Source organism: Segniliparus rotundus DSM 44985 (assembly GCF_000092825.1).
In the GTDB taxonomy this organism is placed as follows: domain Bacteria; phylum Actinomycetota; class Actinomycetes; order Mycobacteriales; family Mycobacteriaceae; genus Segniliparus; species Segniliparus rotundus.
Window position 1 is genome coordinate 2,862,891 of record NC_014168.1, and the last position, 16,028, is coordinate 2,878,918.

Sequence of the window (16,028 nt, forward strand, 5' to 3'; positions counted from 1 at the left end):
CGGCCGAGCGAAGCGGACGAAGACGCGCAAGCGTCCGGCCGACTCAGTTGCTCCCCTCGCCGCAACGGCGGTCGCGCGTCACTCGCCTTTGAGGATCTCCACCACCGGCGAGAAGGCCTCCATCTGCGTCGGGAACACCCCGGCGAAGGACAGCCCGGTCTCCGCGCGCGTCTTGCGGAGCTGGTCGGCGATCTCCTCGGCGGTGCCGATCGCCAGGTAGGGGGAATTCAAGAACTCCTCCTTCGTGAGCGGCCGGTCCACCTCGATCTTGTCCGCGAAATCGGCGTTCTTGGAAGCCTCGCCCTGTTCGAGCATGGAGATGGCCATGTCGGCGATGGACTCCCGGTCGTCGGTGAGGACCACCGCCGCCAGCGCCCAGTTCAACGTGATGTCCTTGAAACGCTCGCCAGCGGCCTCTTTGACGATCTGCACCCGCCGCTGGGTCGCCTCCAACGTGAAGTCGGACATGAGCATCTTGCCCGCCGGGGTGGAGCGGGTCGCGATGGAGACGGTGTCCGCGTACTTCGCGGCGAGCTTGAGGATCTTCGGGCCGCCGCCGCCGACGGCGATGGGCGGCCGCGGTCCCTGCCGGGGCCTCGGCGTGCCTTTGATGCCGTCGACCTGGTAGTACTTGCCCTTGAAATGGACCTCCTGCCCGCGCAGCAGGACGTCGAGGACGATCAGCGCCTCTTCGAGCTGGGCGAGGCGCTCCGGGCCGGAGAGGAACTCGATGCCCGCCTGGTCGAACTCGCTCTTGATCCAACCGGCGCCGATGCCGAGCTCGAAGCGCCCGCCGGAGAGCACGTCCACCGTGGTGGACTCTTTGGCCACCACCACCGGGTGGCGAAGCGGGTTCGCGAGGACCGAGGTGCCCAGGCGGATTTTCTTGGTCGACGCGGCGAGCGCGCCGAGCGCGGCGAACGGCCCCGCCTGATTGCCGAGGTGGTCGGGGACCACCACGCCGTCATAGCCGTACTCCTCGGCGAGTTGCGCGTTTTTGACGAGGCGGCGCACGCCGCCTTCATGCTGGTTGCCCTCAATGGCGGCAGCGAACGTGAAAGGCTTCACACCCGGCGCTTGCGTCTCCGTCGCAGACGGGCTTGGTTGTGTGGTCATAGCTCTTCTCCTGGCTCCTTGGCAGTGCCGGTGTTCTGAGCGCCGCCCACCAGGTCTGCGTGTGGGGACGCTCGCCGACGCGCTCTGTTCCGGCGCGCCAGTCTAGTGGGTGTTCGGCGCTGCTTGGATCAGGCTCAGTGCTTTGTGCTTGATCCAGTCCACCGCCGACTTGCCGTCGTCGGACTTCCAGTATGTCGTGTTGCCGTAGCCGGTGTGCACTTCGAGATGGCGCCCGCTCGCCCCCAAAAGCTCGCCGGGGAGCTGGGCTTGCGCGGAGGCGTTCTGCGCGATCGCGGGGTCCACATCGCAAATCTGGTCCCCGGTGCCGCAGATCTCGAAGACCTGGTCTTGCAGTTTGCCGAAGCCGCCCTCGCGCGGCCCTTGCATGGTGAATCCGCCGAAGGCGCTGACGAGCGGCAAGAACGGGGAGTTTTTCAGCGCGACCTCGATGCCGACGCCGTCCACCTTGGTCCCGATGTCCTGGCCCACGCCCGGCTGGCGGCGCGCGTCCGAGAGCAGGACCACGCCGAGCATCCGGTCAGCGGGCACAGCGGCCTGGTCGCCGTTGCCGATAGCGCTCGCGACGTCGCCCGCGACCACCGCCCCCTGCGAGTACCCGACGAGCAAGTATTTGGTCGCCGGGCATTCCTCGGCAGTTCGTTTCATCACATCCTGCAGGGCCTGCGTGCCCTGCGCGACGGACTGGTCGAACGACTTCTCTTTGGGGTTGTTGCTGACGAGCACCCGGAACCCGGAGTTGTACGGGAGGGTGTACGCGTCCGCCCGCTTGTCCGCGCTCTGGGTGTTGTTGTATTGCTCGTTGATCGGCTGGGTGATCGCCCAGAGCATCGCGGGAGCGCCGGGGAGCGCCGTGGTGGTCGGGTTGAACGGGTCGTCGTCCTCTTTGGACTCGTGCGTCCCGCCGACCGCGAACACGCGCACGTCGGGGCACTGCGGCCCTTGGCCCTTCCGCGCCGTGGGCGGCTTGCCCTCTTCGGTCGGGAGCGCCATATGCCCGCTTTTGCCCTGCCACCAGAGCACGCCGCCGAACACCAGGCCGAGCGCGACGAGGACGACCGCGGCGATCACCAGTGCTTTGTTCAGCCATCCTGAGCCGGATTTGCTCCCACGAGCTTTCTTCACCATGGCTTCGACCCTACTGGATGAGCCTGTGAAGCGCCGCCACCAAGCAGGTCCCGTCGGCGACGGCGGCGAGCGCGCCGACGCGGCCCTGGCGGGCTGGGCGCGCGTTCAACGAAACGAGATCGAGGCCCGCGCCGGGGACGTCACGGCGCGCAGTAAGACTGCTCCGCGGTTTTGATCCAGACGTCGGCGAGCTTCTGCGGGTCCTGGGCGCCGGTGAGCCCGGCGGCGGCGAGCACTTGGGTGCGGATGTCCGGGTCCGACCTGCCTGCTTTTTTGGACCGGCAGATGAGGTCGGCCACCGGCAGCTCGGTCTCGCCGTTCGGGGAGACCGCCACACCGGCTTTGCGGAGCTCTTCGAGGTAGCGCTGCTCCTTGGTGCCCCCCGGCGGCGGGGTCGGGGTCGCCGGGCCGGGAAAGCCGGAGGGCGGCGGCGCGGACTGCGAAGCGGGATCGACGTCCGGCAGCTTGGTCGGCCCGAGGATCGGGCTTGTCGTCGTCTTCGCCGCCCGTTCGGTGCTCGGCCCGCCGCAGGCAGCCACACCGAAACCCACGCTCACGAGGGCGAAAGCGGCGGCGAGGCGCAGGCGGGTCATCTGGGCACGACCTTCGTCTGACCGTCCACGACCAGGATCGCCGCGCGCTCGAAGTCTTGGCCGACGCCGTTCTCGACCGGGGCTTGGTCGTGGACCGGGAAGCCGACCGGGCTGTTCTCGTACCCGCCCTTGGCCCATTCGGCCATGATCGGGCCGTTGAGCACCACCACCGCGCCCAAGTCCGGGCGCCAATAGACATTGCCTCCCGAGAACTTCTGCACCCTGCCGTCGCCGTCCGGCCCGAGCGGGATCTCGTCCGAGATCGGGAACCCGAGCGGGCCCTGCTCGTACCCTGAGGCCGCGTATTTCTCCAGGACAGCCCCGCCGACCGGATGCGCCCCGGTCGGCGCGGCCCAGTACCACATGCCGTTCTGGAAGCCTTGGACGACCCCAGCGCCGCCCGGCGTCGGGCGCTCGGCCTCGACCGGGTACCCGGTCGGCCCGGCCTCGTAGCCCGCAGCGGCCCACGCCTTGAGGATTTCGCCGTGGACGGCCTGCGCCCCCGTTTGCGGGCTCCAATAGACCGAGCCGTTGGCGAACTTCACGAACTTGCCTTGGCCGTCCTGGGTGTCGGCCTCGTCCGACAGCGGCAGGCCGAGCGGGCCGGACGGACCGCCGGAGGCGGCGTATTGCGCGCCGATGGCCCCGACTGTCTCATGCGCCCCACCGGCCTCGGACCAGAACACCCTGCCGCCTGTGAAGTCTTGCTCCTTGCCGCCCGGAACATCGAACTCTCCGGTCAAACAGCCGCCGAGCTCTGCGTGCTGCGCGGCGAACTCGCCGATCACGCCGCCGGGGCTGCACGCGGCCGCCTCCTGGGGCACCCCCAGGCCCATGGCGAGCTGCGGCCACAACTGCGTGTTCTCGAACTGCCAATAGGGCCAGCTGTGGGTGCCGGAAGGCCGGTAGACCGCTTGCGCCGGGATGCCGAGCTGGGCGAGCCTGGCGGCGAAACTTTGCGACGAGAGCCGGGACAGCAACTCCAGCGCCGAACCGGAGACCCCTGCCGCGATCTGCCGCGGGTCTGGTTGCCCGCCCGCCTGCGCGGCAGTCGCCATATCGGCGGCGGCCTCTTCAGCGCCCACGCCGTTCCCGCTCGAAATGTACAAACTCGTCCCCCGCAACTTGTCCGCCAACGCGTACGGGTCGTGCGCGGCCCATTCCGGGTTCGACGGATCGCCCCACATCTTCGCGGAGTCGAAACCGCCCGCGTCTTTCATCGCGTAGTCGATGGCTTGGGGCATGCCGATGGACGTGGTCTGCAAGATGCCGGAGAACGAGGCGACCACCCGGAAAAAACCGGGGTTGCGCGCGGCGAGCGCCATCGCGCCGGTGCCGCCCATCGAGGCCCCGATCACCCCGCGCTGGTCATTGCACCGCCAGCCCTGCTCCAACAGCGGCGGCAGCTCTTTGGTGAGGAAGGTTTCCCACTTGTACGTCTTCCCGTTGTCCGAGTCCAGCCAGTCCGAGTAGAAACTCGCCTCGCCGCCGACCGGGGCGATCACGTTGATGTCCTTGTCGGCGTAGAAATCAGCGATCTGCGTGTTCTTGAGCCACCCGTTGTCCTCGTCCCCGGCTTTCATGCTGTCGAGGAGGAACACCTGCGGGAAGGTCTTGTCCGGTTCGGAGAACCAGCTGCGCGCGAGCAGAATGTGGACCGGCACGTCCACCCCCATCGCCGGGGAGTGCGCCCAAATCTCCACATGCCGGTCGCTCAACCAGGCCGTTTTGGTGATCGAGGGCTCGTCGTCGGCGCGGGCGGGCGGGGCCGTCCTGCTCGCGACGACGGCGACCAGTCCGAGGACGAGCAGGAACGCGGCGGCCGTGGCCACTCCTGCGCGCGAGACGCGCGCCCGCCCCGCGGGAATTTTTCGACGACCCCGAAGAACAGCCCGGCGCACAGGCGCGACCCGTGGAGCCCAAACATTCCAAAGGGTGGATCTCATGTGTCCCAGTCTTACCGTGACACCACCGAGATCAGGCGCTCCCACGCCGTGCCCCGGTGAAATATTGAGCGCTCTAGCACAGCAAATAGGGCAAACGCGCAGGTTCAGCGGACGCGCTCGACCGCAGCGCGCACCACGGCGCGCATCGCCTCGCGGACCTCGTCCGTCTGCGGGCCCAGATCCGGGAGCTGGGCGATTTCTCCTTCCGCGCGGGAGGCGTACTCCTGCACCACACCGCGGGCCTTGTCCATCGCGGGCGAAGCGGACAGCAACGCCAAAGCCTCCGCGACCAGCGTCTCGTCGGTGAGCGGTCCCAAGCCGACAAGCTCTTTGAGCCTGCTGGGGCCTTCCTCTTCGAGCGCGTAGAGGACCGGCAGGGTCATCACGCCTTCGCGCAGGTCCGTGCCGGGGGTCTTGCCCGAATCCGCCGAACCGGAGCCGATGTCGATGATGTCGTCCGCGATCTGGAAGGCCATGCCGGTGAGCACCCCGATGGAAGCGAGCCGGTCCTGCACGTCCTGGTCGGCCCGGACGGCAAGACCGGCGAGCCTGCCGCACGCCCCGATCAAGGAGGCCGTCTTGCCGTGGATCGTGGCGAGATAGTGCTCGATCTTCGCTGCGTTGCCTTGGTCGGCTCCCGCGCCGACCACATCGCGGAACTGACCGGTGACGAGTTCGGCGAACGTGTGGGCGACGATCGCGGTGGCCTCCGAGCCGAGCTGCGCGATCAGGCCGCACGCCCGCGCGAACAGGTAGTCTCCGGCGAGGATCGCCACCTGGTTGCCCCAGCGCACATTCGCGGCGGGCACCCCTCGGCGCATCGTCGCCTCGTCCATGACGTCGTCGTGGTAGAGCGTGGCGAGGTGGATCAGCTCCAACGCCGCCGCGGCCACCTCGACGGCCCCTTGCTGGTCGGGTTGGCCGAGCTTGCCCGCGACCACGGCGAACAGCGGGCGGAACCGCTTGCCGCCCGCCTTGACCAAATGCTCGGCCACCGCCGACATCGCTTCGATCCCCGAATCGACCTCGGCGCGGATGATGTCCTCGACACGGTCCAGAGACACCTGGACGGCATCGGCGAACGCGGCGGACCCGAGCGCAAAGCCCGCGACTGCGCTCATGACGCTGTCTTTCTTGGCCGTCGCGCCGTCGTGCCCGCCCATCAGGCCGTCGCCTTCGCGCCGGAGTGCAGCGCCACCGTCCCGAGCGTGAGGTTCTTCCACCGCACCTGGGCGAACCCCGCGTCGCGGAGCATCCCGGCGAGAGCGGCCTGGTCCGGCCACGCCTTGATCGACTCCTCCAAATAGTCGTAGGCCGCGTCATTGCTGGACACCAGCCGAGAAGCTTTCAAATGCGCCGGCATCACCCAGTTGCGGTACACATACCGGACCACCGCCGGCGTCGGCGTGGAGAACTCGCAGATCACAACCCTGCCACCGGGCACGAGGACCCGCAACATCTCGCTCAGGGCCTTCGGCACGGGATTGACATTGCGCAAGCCGAAGGAGATGCAGACCGCGTCGAACACCCCGTCGGGGAACGGCAGCCGGGTCGCGTCGGCGACCACCATCGGCTGCCCGCGCCACGCGCCCGCGGCCAGCATCTTGGGCGAGAAGTCCGCCGCGACGCACCAAGCGCCCGACTTGCCGAGCTCGACCGTGGACACCGCCGTGCCCGCCGCGAGGTCGAGCACCTTCTCGCCGGGCTCCAACGCCAAGAGCTTGCGGGTCGCTGTGCGCCAGAGCCGGTCCAGACCCATCGTCAGCAGCGTGTTCGTGCGGTCGTATCCCTCGGCCACTTCGTCGAACATCGCCGCCACTTCGTGCGGCTGCTTGTCTAAGGAAGCGCGGGACACGGCTCTCACACTACGCGGTCGCGGGCGTGCGCCTTCGCACCACCGGCTGGTTTCCCGCCCGCCGAAACCGCCGGCGCGGCGGACCGCTCACGCCAGCCGCCTATCCCTGCTGTTGAAACCGGCATTCTCGACGGAGGTTGTTTGCACATCCCAATAGTGCGCCAAAAGCTCGTCACAAACCCTCGGCCAGGTGCGCGCCAAAACCCCTCGACGGGCGGCGGCGGAGAACCTCGCCCGAACCTCGCCGTCCGCCAGGGAGCCGACCGCCGAGGGCAACGCGCGCTCGAAATCCGCCACCGGCAGGAGGTACCCGGTGCGGCAATGCGCGACAAAGTCGCGGGGGCCGCCTTCGTCCGGCGCGATGACCGGAAGGCCGCTGGCAAGGGCCTCCTGGGCCGCTTGGCAGAAGGTCTCGTGCTCGCCGGTGTGGACGAACACGTCCAAACTCGCGTACGCGCGGGCGAGCTCCTCACCGCGCAATTCGCCGGTGAAAACTGCCTTCGGGAGCTTCTTGCGAAGCTTCTCCCGGGACACGCCGTCGCCGACGACCACGACTGTGACGTTCGGCTCGCGCATCAACGGGGCGAGCCGCTCGACGTGCTTCTCCGGAGCCAGCCGGCCGACATAGCCGACGACCAGCTCGCCGTTCGGGGCCCATGCGCGACGCAACGCGTCGTCACGGCGCCTCGGGTGGAACCCGTCGACGTCGACGCCGCGCGCCCATCGGCGCACCCGCGGGACGCCGTGCTCTTCGAGCTGGCGGATGGCGTCGCTCGACGGCGCGAGGGTCCGATCCGCCTGGACATGGATCTTCCTGGTCCACCACCATGCCATCCGAGCGAGCAGGCGCAGCCCGTAGCTTGCCGCGAACCCTGCCACATCGGTCTGGAACACCGCCACCGTGGGGACGCCGAGCCTGCGCGCCGCCGCGAGGCCCCCGGCTCCGAGCAGGTACGGGGACGCGAGGTGCACCACGTCCGGGTCGAATTGGGCCATTTTCTTGTAGACGCCCATATGCGGGAGCCCCACCGGCAAGGAGCTCACCTTGGGGATCATGGCAGCGGGCACCCGGTAGACCTCGAAGCCGCTGTGCTCGTCCCCGCCGCTGGGCTCGCCCGACGAGGCCTCCTGTTGCCCGTCCACCGCGCCCGGCGCGATGACGAGCGCCTCGTGCCCCTTGGCCCGCAGATGCTCCAAAACGCGGACGACTGAATTGCTCACGCCGTTGACGTGCGGAAGGAAGGACTCTGCAACGATGGCCACTCGCACATGCACCATTGTCCTCAGCGATCTTGCAGAAGATGGAGCGCGGCTTGTCGCTTCGGTGAACGCAGGGCGAACTTCGTGCGGCGGCCCCGCCCCGGCCGGGAGAGCGCCCTGGGCTTGGCGCCTTAGGATGTGCTTCCGTGCGATCTAACGAGAGGCCGAAGCCGACCATCGGCCACAGGCCCGGCTCTGCGGGTCGCGGACCGCTCGTGATCCCGGCATTGGCGCTGCTGAGCATTCTGTGCTCGCTGCTCGTGCCTTTTCTGCCGGTCTCGCAGAAGACCGCCTCGCTCGACTGGGGCGGTCACAGCTGGAAAACCGGCGCCAGCAACGACGTCACGGCGCCCCTGGTCGCGCTCATGCCGTTGGACCTGCGCGCCTCGATCCCCTGTTCTGCCGTGGCGCAGCTGCCGCCGAGCGGCGGCGTGCTGCTGTCGACCAGCCCGAAAGACTGGGCGGGTTCGGTGGGGCGGGGCTTGTTCGTGCAAGCATTCCCCGACCAAGTGCAGGTGACCTCCCACGGGCAGCTGTTGGCTTCGGTCCCGCGCGCGGCGGGCGCGGCGCCGCGCTGCCAAAAGATCGACGTCTGGGCGACTCCCGTGAATGTAGGCGTCGCGTTCGACGGGCTCGCGCCCCAGGACGGTCCGGCGCAGAACGTCGTCTCACCGCATTTCCGGCCCGAGTTCAGCGGTGTGTTCACCGACCTGAAAGGCCCCCTGTACACGCCGCCGTCGCTGAACGCCACGGTGGACACGAGGTTCGACGTGACGGCGACGGCGCTCAAAACCGCGGCGATCCTGTTGTCGGCGGGGGCGCTCGTCGCGGCGCTGCTGCTCCGTTGGGGACCGCCGCGGCCGCGGCTGCGCCTGCCGAAAGCCACCGCGCTCGACGCGGTCGTCGCGGGCGTGCTGCTGGTGTGGAACTGGCTCGGCGCGTACAGCGCGGACGACGGCTACCTCATCGTCATGGGCCGCGCGGCGCGCGGCTCGGGGTACATGGCGAACTACTACCGCTATTTCGGCGCGGCCGAGGCCCCGTTCGACTGGTACGACCGGATTCTCGCGCTCGCTGTCTCGGTGACCGACCGCGGGGTGTGGCTGCGCCTCATTTCGGTCGCCGCCGGGCTCGGCGTGTGGTGGCTGCTCTCGCGGATCGTGCTGCCGAGGCTGGGGCGCGCTGTTGCCCGCCACGCGTTGGCGCTTCCCGCCGCAGCGGCGGCGTTGCTCGCGTTCTGGCTGCCGTTTTGCTCGGGCCTGCGCCCGGAGGCGCTCATCGTCTTGGGCGCGACAAGCACCTGGTGCCTGGCCGAGGCGGCCATCACGAGCCGGGGCCGTGTTGTTGCGCTCGCGGCGCTGGCGGTGCTGGTCGCCGCGTTCACACAGGCCCTCGCGCCGCAAGGGGTCGCGGCGACGGCGGCGCTGCTCGCCGCGACACCTGCCGTCCTGCGCAAACTGCGCCCGTTCAAACTCGCCGACCTGGTTGTGCTGCTGGCCTCCGGGCTGGCAGTGCTGTCGGTGGTCTTCGCCCAGCAGACCTTCGCCGGGGTCCTCGAAGCGGTCCGCCTGCGCTACGCCGTGGACACGACCAACAGTTGGGCGCAGGAGTTCCTGCGCTGGAACTCGCTGCTCAACTACAGCCCGGAAGGGTCCATCGCGAGGCGTTGGCCGCTGCTCGCCATGCTGCTGTGCCTCGGCGTGGTCGTGTTCGCGCTCTCGCTGCGCCGGATCGCCGGTGTCCGTCAGGGCTCCGCGTGGCGGATCGTCTCCGCGACGTTCCTCACCATGCTGCTGCTGAGCTTCGTGCCGTACAAATGGCCCGAGCACTTCGGGGTGTTCGCCGGGTTCGGGGCCGCGCTTGCCGCGTCGGCGACCGCGCTCGCGGCGCACTACGCCAAACGCAGCTCTTTCGTTTCCGCTTTAGTCGCCTCTGCCGCGTTCTTCTTGGCGGCGCTCACGGCGGCAGGGAAGAACGGCTGGTTCTGGGTCCAATCCTTCAGCATCCCCTCCTTCTTCGCGCGCCCCGTCCTGGGCACGCACGCGGTGAGCTCGCTGCTGCTGCTCGGCTTCCTCCTGTTCGGAGCCATCGCCGGATTCCTCTACCTGCGCAGGGACTACGCGCCAGCGCCCAAGCCCGGCCAAACCGAAACCAGGTGGCGCAAGGCTCGGCATCGTCTCGCGCAGGGCCCGATCCTGTGGATCAGCCTGGGCCTGGTCGCAATCGAATTCGTGGACTTCGCCGCAGCGGCCTACAGCCGGTACCCCGCGTACAGCCTGGCCCTTGGCAATGTCCGCGCCGCGGCCGGCGGGTGCGGCCTCGCCGACGCGGTGCTCGCGGAGGCCGACCCGAACGCGGGGTTCTTGCGGCCCGCGGACGGCATGGACCCCAAGAGCGCGCTCGGCGCCGTCCAGTCCGTCGGCTTCACCGCGACCGGGCTGCCCGAGGAGGCGGCCGCGCTCGGCGACGGCACGCCGCCAGGCATCGCGCACGTCAACCACTCCGGTTCCGAACCGGTGCCCGTGGACGGCCAAGAGGCGGGCACAAGCGCAGGCTACAGCCAGAGCACCCACACCCTTTCGCTGCCCTTCGGCCTCGCGCAGGACACGCCCGTGCTCGGCAGCTACGGCTACAACACCGGCGAAGCCCGCCTCGTGAGCGGCTGGTACGAACTCGGCCCGATCAGCAAAGACACCCCGCTGATCGTGATGAGCGCCGCCGGGCACATCGCGTCGGCCTATCTCGACGGGACGGGGATCTACGGCCAAGACGTCGCGTTCGAATTCGGCGCGCGGCGCGACGGGGGCGTCGCGGCGACCGGGTCCGTGCCCGCGATCGACCCCGGCGACCCGCAGACGAGCTACCCGTGGCGGAATCTGCGCCTGCCGACCTCGGCCGTCCCGACCGGCTCCACGCTCGTGCGCGTCGTCGTCAACGACCACGACCTGCAGCAGGACCAATGGGTCGCGGTGACCCCGCCCCGGCTGCCGCACCTCGTCACACTGCAACAGCTCATCGGCTCCACAGACCCCGTGTTCCTCGACTTCGCCGTCGCCGAGCAGTTCCCCTGCCAGCGCCCCTTCGGCGCGCAGGACGGCGTCGCCCAATTGCCGAAATGGCGCATCCTGCCGGATCACCGGCTCGCCGGAACGGCTTCGCTGAGCTGGCTCGGCGATCCGGGCGGCGGACTGCTCGGCATCGTCGAGCCGCTGCTCGACCCGACCACAGTGCCCACGTACCTCACGGGCGACTGGCGACGGGATTGGGGTTCGGCGCAAAGGTACGCGCTGATCCCGAAGAACGCCGTGCCCTCGGCCATCACGACCGGCGAGAAAACTCGCCCAGGCTGGTGGCGGCCAGGGCCAAGCCAAGCACTGGAGCCCGCCTGATGACAAACTCGTGGTCCGGACGCGTCCCGCACGGCTGGCAGCCCCCTGCCTGGCTGCCGACGTGGCGGCTCGTCGCCGTTGTCGCGGGGCTGATCGCCTTCGTCTGCGCGGTCCTCTCGCCGATCCTCCCGCTGAACCAGAAAACCGTCACCATCGACTGGCCGCAAAACGGCACGTTGGGCAGCGTCACCGCGCCATTGGACTCCTTCGTCGCCGAGTCGATGCGCGCCGAAGTCCCCTGTTCGCTCGCGAAGTCCCTGCCCGAGGAGGGCGGCAACCTCTTGTCCACGGCGCCCGCGCGCGGCAAGGACAACCGGGTCAACGCCTTGTTCATCACCGCGGACAAAGACTTCATCACCGCCGCGGTGCGCGCCCAGCCGCTCAAGGTTGTGCCGCGCGCCGAACAGGACAACCCGAACTGCCGCATCGAGGTCCACGCCGATTCCCAGCGCACAGTCGTGCAGGTTCTGGGCACCGACGACCCGCATCCGGCGCACGAAGTGCCCGACCCCCTGCTGCGCCCGCAAGTCGTCGGCGTGTTCACCGATCTCGACCTTGCCAAGGCGGGCGGGCGGCTGCCGGAGCACTACGGCGCGCACATCGTGGTGGACACCCGGTTCAACACGGTCGCCACCCCCGCGCGGTTCTGGACCGCGATCCTCGGCTTCGCCGCCACTGCGCTCGCCCTCGTCGCGCTCGCCCGCTTCGACGGGCTCGACCGGCGCCGACACCGGCGGTTCCTGCCGCCGGGGTGGTGGAAGGTCGGCCTCGTCGACGTCGTGGCCGTCGGCGTGCTGGCGCTCTGGCTCGTGATCGGGTCGAACACTTCTGACGACGGCTACCAGCTGACGTGGGAGGTCGTGGCCCCCGACGCCGGGTACATGGTGAGCTACCACCGCTGGTTCGGGGTGGCGGAGAATCCGGTGACCTGGTATTACCAGGTCTGTTCCTGGCTGGCGCAGATTTCTACGGCTGCGCCGGTCTTGCGCCTCCCGCAGCTGCTCGTCGCGCTCGCCTGCTGGTTCACGATCAGCAAAGAGGTGATCCCCCGCCTCGGCAGGCTCGCCCGGCGCACCCCCGCCGCGCCGTGGGCCGCCGCGGGCGTCTTCCTGGCGCTGTGGCTCGCGTACGCGAACGGGCTGCGCCCAGAGCCTGTCGTCGCACTGGGCGCGCTGCTCACCTGGTGCTCCATCGAGCGGACCATCGCGACCGGTCGCCTCCTGCCCACCGCGGCCGCGGCCATCATCGCCTCGTTCTGCCTCGGAGCCGCCCCCGGCGGGCTCATCGCCGCCGCCGCGCTCCTCGTGGGGGTTCGCCAAAGCCTGCGCCGCTTCTCGTCGAGGGCGAAACTTGTCAGTGGTTCGAGCAAGGCCAGCGTCCTGGGCTGGTTGGCGGTGCTCGCACCGATTTTGGCCTCGGGGACGCTGGTGGTGCCCGTGGTGTTCTGGAATCAGGGCCTGGCCGGGATTGTCGAGGGCAACTTCCACGTCAAAACCACAATCGGCCCCAACCGCGCCTGGTACGAAGAGCTGCTGCGCTACTACTACTTGTTCCTGCCGACCGCGGACGGCTCGCTCGCCCGGCGCTTCGGCGTGCTGATCGCGTTCCTGTGCCTGGTCACCACGGCGTTGATCCTGCTGCGGCACAAGCACCTCGCCGGTCTTTCCCGAGGGCCTGCGGTGCGGTTGGTCGGGATCTTCATCGGGACGATCTTCTGCATGACCTTCACCCCGACGAAATGGACCCACCATTTCGGGATCTACGCGGGCATCGCCGGAGCCATCGCGGCGTTCACCGCCGCCGCCATCGGGCCCAAGGTCATCGCCCGCCGACAGGCCCGGACGTATTTCGCGGCGGCTGCCCTTTTCATGCTCGCCATCGCGCTGACCGGATGGAACATGTGGTGGTACGTCTCGTCCTGGGGCGTGCCGTGGTGGAACCTCCCGCCCGTGGTCCACGGCTACAAACTCGCCGACATCGTGCTCGTGCTCGCTGTCGCGGTCGCAGCGTTCGCGTTCTGGCAGCAACTTTTCGGCCGCGCCGACGAGCGGAGCCCACGCCCCGCGAACCAGAGGCCGGGCGGCGCGAAAACCCTGTGGGTCTGGAGCCTGCCCGCGGTCTCGTTCGCGATGGTGGCGTTCATCCTGCTGTCTTTCCTCAAAGGCGCGTGGACCCAGCGGAACAGCTTCTCGTGGGCGAAGTCGAACATCCACTACCTGACGACCGGCGACGGCTGCGCGCTCGCGAACGACGTGCTGGTGGAAGAAGACCCGAACCAGGGCGTGCTCGCCCCTCTGGGCGGGGAGGACCCGGCCTCGGCCCTCAAAGGGAAGGAGCCCAGCGCATTCGCGGCGGACAAGCTCTGGCGCAAGCTTTCCACCACCTACACGGACTACACCGACATCAACGCGGACCAGCCCGAACCGACGGCCCAGCCTGTCCAGCAAGGCCAAAAGCTTTTGCCCTTCGGCCTTGACCCGCAACGCGTCCCCGTCCTCGGCAGCTACGGGAACACGCAGCCGTCGAGCGTCACGACCAGTTGGTACGAGCTTCCCGCGCCTTCGGCGCAGAGGCCGATCATCGCGGTCGCCGCCGCCGGGCAGATGTCGGCGTTGGGCACGGGCGGCGTTTCGGTCGGGTCTCCCACCGGGCAGGTGGTGCTCGAATACGGCCGTATTGGCGCAGACGGGGCTGTCGAGGCGCTCGGGCAGAGCAAGCTCTACGACATCGGCGCGCTCAACCCCTTCGGCAACGGCCCTGGTTTCGCGTGGCGCAATCTGCGCCTGCCCCGCGCGGCGCTGCCCGCCGAAGCCAACGTGGTGCGACTGCAGGTGGCCGACCAGTCCGCCGCCGCGGACCAGTGGGTCGCGTTCACCCCGCCCCGGGCCCCCGTGCTGCGCACCTTGAACGAGGTCGTGGGCGAGGCCCCGTCGCTCATCGACTGGCAGGTGTTCTTCGAATTCCCCTGCCAGCACCCGATCCGAGTGCGCAACGGCATGTTCGAGATCCCGAAATGGCGCATCACCCCAGATCGCAACGGCAACGCGATGAACAGCGAGCGCTGGGCCTCGGGCCGTTACGGCGGACCGCTCGGGGTCACCCAGCGCCTCCTCTCCCCCACCACGGTGCCCACGTACCTCAAAGGGCGCCCGGACCTCGATTGGGGCTCGTTGCAGCGCTACACCCCGTACGCGCCCGAAGCCGTGCCCGCGCAGCTTGAGATCTCCGTCGCCGAGCACAGCGGTCTGTACACCCCCGGCCCCATGTACACGATGTACGGGAAAGACGAAGACGATTAAGCCCGTCTGAATCCGTGGCGCGCAGCCCGTCGGACGACGCCGAAGCGAAGAACGCCTACGACAGCCTTGCGAGGAGCATGGCCCGTCATCCGCATTCGCATATGCGCATACGGGATAAGGAAAATTCATCCGACGCATGAATGTCGAAAAGAGTGAGAGCGCCCACACTTCTCATTAAAATCTCGTTAGGTGAGGGACATTGACGAAACGATGCTCTACATTGGCGCACCCGAAAAACACCTGATCGGAGCATCGTGCGCTTCTTCACAGTGGCTAGATTTCAGGGCGCGGACTTCCATAGGCTCGAAAAGAACATTCGCACTGCCATCGCGAATGCGAAGAAGGACGAGCAGCAACGAACCACCGAATGAAGTAGCAGGAGCACGGAAGGACTCATGAAACTCATCAAGGAACACCAGCCCGCTCCCAAGGTCGAGCTTCACGATGGCGCGTCCATCCCGCAGGTCGGACTCGGCGTCGCCAAGATGTCGGACGCGGACACCAGCGAAGTCGTGAAAGACGCCCTCCAGATGGGATACCGGCACATTGACACCGCGGCCAAATACGGCAACGAGCGCGGTGTCGGCCAGGGAATCGCCCAGTCCGGCGTCGCCCGTGAAGACATTTTTGTGACCACCAAGCTCTGGTTCGAGGATTTCGACGACGTCACCGCGAGCTTCGCGCGCAGCCTCGACCAACTGCAAACCGACTATGTCGACCTGTTCCTGATCCACTGGCCGGTGCCGCAACTCGGGAAGTACGTCGACGCGTGGAAAGACATGGTGCAAATCCGGGAGTCCGGGGCCGCCCGCTCCATCGGCGTCTCGAACTTCGAGGCGGAGCACCTGGAGAACGTCATCGCAGCCAGCGGCGTCGTCCCGGCGGTGAACCAAGTCGAGCTGCACCCCTATTTCCAGCAGGCGGCGCTCAAACAGGCCAACGCGCGGCACGGCGTCACCACCCAGGCGTGGAGCCCGCTGGCCCAAGGCATCGGCCTGCTCGACAACCCAGAACTGTCCGATATAGCGCAGAAGCACGGCAAGAGCATCGCGCAGGTCATCCTGCGCTGGCATGTGCAGCTCGGCCATGTCGTCATCCCGAAAACGAGCTCATCGCGCCGCCTCGCCGAGAACTTCGACATCTTCGACTTCTCGCTCGACACGAACGACCTCGTTGCTTTCGAGTCGCTGGACGACCCCGAAGGCGGGCGCCTCGGCTGCCACCCCAACGAAGGCTACTCGGCCCATGTCTCGCCCCGGAGCAAACAGCGCGTGGCGGAGATCGAGAGCCAAGAGAAAAAGAGCAACAAGAGAGCGGCCTGAACTCCTCCTCCACGCACAAGGCCGCAAGGAGGCAGGTTTCCCGACAGGGAGCCTGCCTCCTTTTTTGCCCGAGTTTTGCCTGTCCGCGCCCAAGCAGAGCGC

General features: G+C 68.4%; 10 protein-coding genes. 3 read left to right on the forward strand and 7 right to left on the reverse strand.

Annotated features, from left to right (window positions below; translation table 11 throughout):
• Positions 1–78: 78 nt before the first annotated feature.
• The 7 genes from SROT_RS13875 to SROT_RS13905 form a co-directional block, all read right to left on the reverse strand.
• Positions 79–1,116 (reverse strand): TIGR03621 family F420-dependent LLM class oxidoreductase, encoded by a 1,038-nt coding sequence (locus tag SROT_RS13875; RefSeq protein ID WP_013139650.1) that lies wholly within the window; start codon positions 1,114–1,116, stop codon positions 79–81.
• A gap of 102 nt (positions 1,117–1,218) precedes the next feature.
• Positions 1,219–2,262 (reverse strand): cutinase family protein, encoded by a 1,044-nt coding sequence (locus tag SROT_RS13880; protein WP_013139651.1) that lies wholly within the window; start codon positions 2,260–2,262, stop codon positions 1,219–1,221.
• Between the two features lie 140 nt (positions 2,263–2,402).
• A complete protein-coding gene (locus SROT_RS13885; protein ID WP_013139652.1) occupies positions 2,403–2,855 on the reverse strand; it encodes a hypothetical protein in 453 nt (150 codons plus the stop codon).
• Positions 2,852–4,801: an alpha/beta hydrolase-fold protein gene (locus SROT_RS13890; RefSeq protein WP_148223456.1), complete on the reverse strand. Its 1,950-nt coding sequence runs from the start codon at positions 4,799–4,801 to the stop codon at positions 2,852–2,854. Before SROT_RS13890 ends, SROT_RS13885 begins: the two co-directional genes overlap by 4 nt.
• Positions 4,802–4,905: 104 nt before the next feature.
• The gene (locus SROT_RS13895) at positions 4,906–5,964 is read right to left on the reverse strand and encodes a polyprenyl synthetase family protein (protein WP_013139654.1); all 1,059 of its coding nucleotides are present in this window, start codon (positions 5,962–5,964) and stop codon (positions 4,906–4,908) included.
• A complete protein-coding gene (locus tag SROT_RS13900) occupies positions 5,964–6,656 on the reverse strand; it encodes a demethylmenaquinone methyltransferase (protein ID WP_041407367.1) in 693 nt (230 codons plus the stop codon). The genes SROT_RS13895 and SROT_RS13900 overlap by 1 nt, the downstream gene beginning before the upstream one ends.
• 87 nt (positions 6,657–6,743) lie before the next feature.
• Positions 6,744–7,925: a glycosyltransferase family 4 protein gene (locus SROT_RS13905; RefSeq protein ID WP_049773463.1), complete on the reverse strand. Its 1,182-nt coding sequence runs from the start codon at positions 7,923–7,925 to the stop codon at positions 6,744–6,746.
• Positions 7,926–8,062: 137 nt separating this feature from the next.
• Here SROT_RS13905 and SROT_RS13910 point away from each other — a divergent pair, with 137 nt between their 5' ends.
• The 3 genes from SROT_RS13910 (at position 8,063) to SROT_RS13920 (ending at position 15,926) form a co-directional block, all read left to right on the forward strand.
• Entirely contained in the window at positions 8,063–11,305 is a 3,243-nt protein-coding gene (locus tag SROT_RS13910) for an arabinosyltransferase C-terminal domain-containing protein (protein WP_013139657.1), read from the forward strand.
• Positions 11,305–14,604: an arabinosyltransferase domain-containing protein gene (locus SROT_RS13915; RefSeq protein ID WP_013139658.1), complete on the forward strand. Its 3,300-nt coding sequence runs from the start codon at positions 11,305–11,307 to the stop codon at positions 14,602–14,604. Before SROT_RS13910 ends, SROT_RS13915 begins: the two co-directional genes overlap by 1 nt.
• A gap of 395 nt (positions 14,605–14,999) precedes the next feature.
• Positions 15,000–15,926 (forward strand): aldo/keto reductase, encoded by a 927-nt coding sequence (locus tag SROT_RS13920; RefSeq protein WP_013139659.1) that lies wholly within the window; start codon positions 15,000–15,002, stop codon positions 15,924–15,926.
• Positions 15,927–16,028 lie beyond the last annotated feature (102 nt).